Source organism: Lacinutrix sp. (assembly GCF_023299985.1).
Taxonomy (GTDB): domain Bacteria; phylum Bacteroidota; class Bacteroidia; order Flavobacteriales; family Flavobacteriaceae; genus Lacinutrix.
In genome coordinates, this window is the sequence record NZ_JALZVX010000172.1 from 1 (window position 1) to 5,257 (window position 5,257).

Sequence of the window (5,257 nt, forward strand, 5' to 3'; positions counted from 1 at the left end):
CGTTCCAAATTTGGAACGGTTTATTTAATAATATTAAAGGATATTTTTATTTTAATCTAATGGTTGTACTTCCTAATTTTTATCCATGGTAAAATACACTTATAAAACAGGCTCTATTTGTTACTATTTCTCTACTTATTTTTAAATACGCATAGTTGCTTTTATTATTTGTATCTAATGCAGAATAAATTTTAAGGTTCTCATTATTTATTTCAAAAAATCAAAGAATTATATCCATTTTTATTGTTGATAATCAAATTGTTAGCGTATTTTAGATAAAATGCTTAAATCTCTATTAAATTTATTTTTTCCTAAAGTTTGTTTAACGTGCCAATTACAGCTTATGGACAACGAAAAATACTTGTGTACAAACTGTAGGCATTCGCTACCGCTTACTAATTACCACCTAAATCGAGATCCTTTTATTTCCAAATCGTTTTATGGAAGAGCAAAAATTGAAACTGGTACTGCTTTACTTCATTTTGAAAAAAAAGGAATCACGCAGCAATTAATACATCAACTAAAATATAAAGAACAACAACAAATTGGGATCTTTTTAGGCACTTGGTTAGGAACAGAACTAAGCAATTGCGAAGCATATTCTAATATAGATATTGTGATTCCTGTACCACTACATAAAAAAAAATTAAGAAGTAGAGGTTACAATCAAGTTGCAAAATTTGGTAAGGAAATTGCAACTGCTTTACAAGCAGATTATATAGATAATGTATTGTTAAAAGTAACAAACACATCTTCTCAAGTAACTAAAAACAGGTTTTCTAGATGGACAGGAAAAAACGACTCTTTTGCTTTAAATAATGCACAACAAATAGTTGGAAAACACATTCTTTTAGTGGACGATATTATTACAACTGGTGCTACTCTAGAAGCCTGCATGCAAGAACTTAACAAAGTCGAAAATTTAAAAATTAGCATTGCTACTATGGCTATAGCTTAATACCATTAATGGTTTAGTATAAAAAGTTAAATTCTTTGTAATACAGTATTTAAAACAATACTATTTGTGTTATTTTGCAAACAATTAATTATAGTATGCAAAACCGGTTTTATAATATTTTATTTTTTATTTCTATAGCACTAATTATTGCTAGTTGTGCTAATAGAGGAACACCAAGTGGTGGAGAAAAGGATATTTTACCACCAGAAATAGTAAAGTCTGAACCAGAAAATTACACTACAAATTTTAATAGTAAAGAAATTAGAATTTATTTTAATGAGTATATAAAAACAAAAGACTTAAGTAAGCAATTGGTAATTTCACCTCCAATGAAAACGCAACCAGATATTACACCTCTTGGCTCTGCTAGTAAATACATTACCATTAAAATTTTCGACACACTACAGCCAAATACAACGTATGCTTTTAATTTTGGAAATAGTATTGTAGATAATAACGAAGAAAATGCATTTAAATATTATAGGTATGTTTTTTCTACAGGATCTTATATTGATTCGCTTTCTGTAAAAGGAAGCATTAAAGATGCATTAATTTCTGAGGTAGATGATTTTGTCTCGGTTGCTTTATACGAAGTAGATTCTACCTACTCAGATTCTTTAATATACAAAACACAACCAAATTATATTACCAATACGCTAGATAGCACTACCTCTTTTAAAGTTGAAAATATAAAAGCAGGTAAATACATGCTTCGTGCTTTAAAAGATAGAAATGGTGATAATAAATTTCAGCAAAAAACTGAAAAAATAGCATTTTACGAAACGCCTATTACACTACCTCAAGATACTTCTAAAACTTTTGAGCTTGAATTATTTGCCGAAAAACCAAACTATAGAGCATCTAAGCCTAGCCTTGTAGCTGGCGAAAAAATAATTTTTGGATACGAAGGCGACTATAAAAACACTAAAATAGAATTACTCTCTAAAGTAACCGATAGCTTTAAAGGACGTTATTTTAAAGATGAAAAAGCCGATTCGCTTTTATACTTTTACAACCCGAAATTAAAAGTAGATTCGCTAATTTTTAAAGTTACCAATCTTAAAGCAATCGATACGTTTACTGTAAAAATAAAAGATAAAGAAAGAGATTCTTTAGTAGTACAAGCTAACCCAAAAGGAAATATTGGTGTAGAAAAAGACTTTTTTATAAGCTCTAATATTCCTTTTGAGAAAATAGATGAAACTAAAATTACTATTCGCGATAAGGATTCTGCTCTTGTAGATTTTAAAACAGAATATGATAGCCTAAAAAACAACTATGCTGTTAAATTTAATAAAACTCAAGACAATAAATACAAAATAATAATACTTCCAGATGCATTAACCGATTTGTTTGAAAACACAAACGACACACTTAATTACAGTGTTAAAACGCTAACAGAATATAAATATTTTAACTCAAGAATTATTTTAGAGAATGCAAAATATCCAGTAATTGTACAACTTACAGATTCTAAATATAAAGTAGTAGCAGAACAATATATAGAAAAACCGCAACCTGTAGATTTTAGATATTTAGACCCTAAAGATTTTTATTTACGTGTTATTTATGATAGCAATAAAAACGGCAAATACGATACTGGAGATTACCTAAAAGGCATCCAACCAGAACGCGTAAGTTATCATCCAGATGTTATTGAAGGTACTGCAGGATTCGAGGAAGTAACAACGCTTAAACTGTTAGATTAAAAGTATCTTTATCGTTTAAAAAACCTAAATGTCTTCTGTTTTTTTCGATGTGCATTTTATGCAATATTACCATCTCTGTAGTTTCTTTATTACTATTTTCTAAGGTTAATTTTTCGCCTAAAACATTATAAACGGCAGAGTGTCCTGGATATTCATAATTGTTCCCATCTAAGCCTACTCTATTAACACCAACGCAATAACTCATGTTTTCTATAGCTCTAGCTTTTAGTAAGGCATCCCAAGCTGCTATTCTTGCTTTTGGCCAATTAGCAACGTAAAGTAACACATCGTATTCTTCTACATTTCTAGACCAAACAGGAAAGCGAAGATCGTAACATATTTGCGGACAAATTTTCCATCCTTTATACTCTATAATTACTTTCTCTTTACCAGCAGTAAAAATTTTATCTTCTCCAGCAAGCGAAAATCCATGTCTTTTATTGTACTGTATTATTTCGCCATTTGGTTTTACAAAAAGTAACCTATTATAATATTTACTTTTTTCTATTACAGCAATACTACCAACAATTGAAGCTTGTTTTTGTTTGGCTAAATCTTGCATCCAAGCTACAGTTTCACCTTCCTTAGTTTCTGCAATAGCTTTGGCATTCATATTAAAACCAGAGGTAAACATTTCTGGTAATACAATAATATCTACCTGCTGTGAAATAGCTTCTATTTTAGTTCTAAAATTAATTCTATTTTGAACAGCATTTTCCCAAACTAGATTAGATTGAATTAACACTATTTTTAATTGGTCTTGCATACTTTTTATATTGTATTAATAATTGCTGCTGCTTGTTTAATAGTATCGTCTGTTTTTGCAAAACAAAAACGCAATACTTTATCATCTTTATTATTATCGTTAAAAACCGATAATGGTATTGATGCTATACCATTATCTATGGTTAGTCGTTTTGCGAAATCCACATCGTTTTCTTGAGTAATTTTAGAGAAATCTAGCACCTGAAAATAGGTTCCTTTTGCAGGCTCAAAATTAAATCGCGAGTCTTTTACTAAACTTAAAAATAAATCTCTTTTTGCTTGAAAAAATCCTGATAATTCTAAATAATTATTCGGTTCTTTTAAATAAATTGCTAATGCTTTTTGAGTTGGATGGTTTACACTAAACACGTTAAATTGATGTACTTTTCTAAACTCGTCCATTAGCACTTTTGGCGCACAACAATACCCAACTTTCCATCCTGTGTTATGAAATGTTTTACCAAAAGAAGCTGTTATAAAACTTCGTGATTTTAAACCAGGATATTTACATGCACTTTGGTGTTTTAAACCATCAAAAATAATATGCTCGTAAACTTCATCGCTTAACACAATACAATTTGAATTTTCTGTTAGCTTTTGCAATGCTAACATATCTGCTTCAGAAAACACAGAACCACTTGGATTTTGTGGTGTGTTTATAATAATCATTTTTGTTTTACTTGAAAAATGTGTAGCTACTTCTTCCCAATCCACTTTATAATGTGGTGCATTTAATTGTATAGAAATGGTTTTTCCTCCATTAACTTCAATAGCAGGTTCGTAGCAATCGTAAGCTGGACGAAAAATTATTACTTCATCATTTTGCCTAACAAAAGCAGAAATTATAGTATAAATTGCCTGTGTAGCTCCTACTGTTACTGTAATTTCAGAATTGGGATTATAGCTCGATTGATATAGCAAATCCATTTTATTAGCAATTGCTTCTCGCAATTCCATACTACCAGGCATTGGTGCATATTGGTTGTAACCAGAATTCATGGCTTGCGATACTAAATCGATTAGTTTTTGGTCGCTTTTAAAATTAGGAAAACCTTGAGATAAGTTAATTGCATTATGCTTATTTGCTAATGCACTCATAACAGAGAAAATAGTTGTGCCAACATTTGGAAGCTTAGATTGGTGTTTCATGTTCTAAATATAACTAGAAATTTAAAAATGTTTTACTCCGAATGTCACAAATATAAATATGTTGAGCATCTTCCTTAAGTTAAAGGAAGTTGGCTTTTAAATAAAAATTAAAAAAAGTAAAGAAACCTCCACCTAAATTCCGACACAATCGGGAACATCAAAATAAAGAAATAAAGAGCGAAGGAATGTCGATGCAAAGCAAAGCTTTAAGCACGAAATTCCGAAAGCGAATGGCACTTTAGTGATTTCCTATTTTGATTGTGATTTTTTGGTTCGTTTTGTATCAAGACAAAATGAACAAACAAATTTTTCAAATTCATGAGCAGTATATTCACTTCATTTTAAAAACCTATTTGTTTTGAGTATATTGTTGAACTATTAAAAAAATATAACTATGAAATTCTTAAAATTCCTTTTACTTCTTATTACAATTAATGTTTCTGCACAACAAGGTGGCATGTGGATTCCTTCACTTTTAGAAGGCATGAACGAAGACGAAATGACCAACCTTGGTAGTAAATTAACTGCAAAAGACATTTACGATGTAAATAATTCAAGCCTTAAAGATGCTATTGGACATTTTAATGGTGGTTGTACAAGCGAAATAATAAGTGATCAAGGTCTAATTTTAACAAATCATCATTGTGGATTCTCGCAAATACAGTCGCATTCTTCT

5 protein-coding genes are annotated in these 5,257 nt (G+C 29.9%); 3 read left to right on the plus strand and 2 right to left on the minus strand.

The window, feature by feature from the left end; genetic code table 11:
- Positions 1 to 343 precede the first annotated feature (343 nt).
- Together Q0C58_RS09350 and Q0C58_RS09355 are read left to right on the plus strand one after the other, a co-directional pair.
- Complete coding sequence (locus Q0C58_RS09350) at positions 344 to 958, plus strand: phosphoribosyltransferase family protein (RefSeq protein ID WP_366841567.1); 615 nt, start codon at positions 344 to 346, stop codon at positions 956 to 958.
- Between the two features lie 95 nt (positions 959 to 1,053).
- Complete coding sequence (locus Q0C58_RS09355; RefSeq protein ID WP_290700528.1) at positions 1,054 to 2,667, plus strand: Ig-like domain-containing protein; 1,614 nt, start codon at positions 1,054 to 1,056, stop codon at positions 2,665 to 2,667.
- On the opposite strand, the gene Q0C58_RS09360 is transcribed toward Q0C58_RS09355, so the two are convergent.
- Both Q0C58_RS09360 and Q0C58_RS09365 read right to left on the minus strand, forming a co-directional pair.
- On the minus strand, positions 2,651 to 3,433 hold the full coding sequence (locus Q0C58_RS09360) for an amidohydrolase (protein ID WP_290700530.1): 783 nt from the start codon (positions 3,431 to 3,433) through the stop codon (positions 2,651 to 2,653). The genes Q0C58_RS09355 and Q0C58_RS09360 overlap by 17 nt on opposite strands.
- A gap of 5 nt (positions 3,434 to 3,438) precedes the next feature.
- Positions 3,439 to 4,581 carry a methionine aminotransferase gene (locus Q0C58_RS09365; RefSeq protein WP_290700533.1) on the minus strand — a complete coding sequence of 381 codons (1,143 nt, stop codon included), beginning with the start codon at positions 4,579 to 4,581 and terminating at the stop codon, positions 3,439 to 3,441.
- Positions 4,582 to 4,975: 394 nt separating this feature from the next.
- Between Q0C58_RS09365 and Q0C58_RS09370 the strand changes: the two genes are divergently transcribed.
- Positions 4,976 to 5,257, plus strand: a 282-nt coding sequence (locus tag Q0C58_RS09370) for a S46 family peptidase (RefSeq protein ID WP_290700535.1), incomplete at its 3' end; no start/stop codon positions are given.